Raw genomic sequence first — 787 nt, forward strand, 5'->3', positions numbered from 1 at the left:
CTGAAGTTAAATCCCAAGTTTATTCTACTGTTTCAGCCGGTTTATTCTCCGTGGGTGAACAAGATAGAGAAGCTTTGGCACGCTTTGCATGAAACAGTGACCCGGAACCATCAGTGTAAAACGATGTGGCAATTATTGCAGCGGGTACGTTACTTTATGGATAACGTTTCACCATTTCCCGGTAGCGGTTATGGTTTGATGAGAGTGGAGCATAATTAGGATCAGTTATTTAGAATCCAAGAAAATAACATCATTGCCACCTATCTCTAGAACATCCTGAATTTTAAATAAATTTTCTTGTGTAGCTAATTTCTGCATTAAGGCTATATCATCATGATTACCGGGGATAGCATATATTGGATTGTGAGTAAAACCTCTTATATATTGATAAAGTTCAATATAATGAGCTTTATCAGCTTTTATGACCAGATCGCCAGAAAGCACTAAAATATATTTGTCATATAAATCATTGATTTTATTTAATACTAAGGATAAATTTTTCCTTGAATCATGATTTTTGTCTTCAATACAAAAATGTATATCTGATATTTGAATGTAGTGGTCAACTAAAATTGGCCACGGTTTTAGAGTTTTTCCAATATAGTCGTTCAGACTCATTGGGTGTCAGCCCACCATTATATTGATGGGGCCTAAGTTGGCTGTAATAACCTGTGATGTAACGAGTTATATGCTGTCTTGCTTCGCTAAAACTCCTATAACCCGACACCGGTATCCATTCTGTCTTTAGACTTCTGAAGAACCGCTCCATCGGGCTATTGTCCCAACA

At 36.7% G+C, this 787-nt stretch carries 2 protein-coding genes and 1 pseudogene; 1 reads left to right on the forward strand and 2 read right to left on the reverse strand.

Translation table 11 applies throughout. The features are described 5' to 3' along the window. Positions 1–219: pseudogene (locus tag VR7878_RS20355) on the forward strand (IS630 family transposase); the annotation flags it as partial. Positions 220–225: 6 nt separating this feature from the next. Here the strand turns inward: VR7878_RS20355 and VR7878_RS20360 are convergent. Then, positions 226–618: a metallophosphoesterase gene (locus tag VR7878_RS20360; RefSeq protein WP_077337779.1), complete on the reverse strand. Its 393-nt coding sequence runs from the start codon at positions 616–618 to the stop codon at positions 226–228. Continuing rightward, on the reverse strand, positions 563–787 hold a 225-nt coding region (locus tag VR7878_RS20365), incomplete at its 5' end, for an integrase core domain-containing protein (protein WP_139343959.1). The genes VR7878_RS20365 and VR7878_RS20360, both read right to left, overlap by 56 nt.

It is taken from the genome of Vibrio ruber DSM 16370 (assembly GCF_900163965.1).
Lineage (GTDB): Bacteria > Pseudomonadota > Gammaproteobacteria > Enterobacterales > Vibrionaceae > Vibrio > Vibrio ruber.

Coding starts and splice junctions, on each gene's coding strand:
- VR7878_RS20360 (WP_077337779.1), bottom strand. CDS start 618: ATGAGTCTGAACGACTATATTGGAAAAACTCTAAAACCGTGGCCAATT.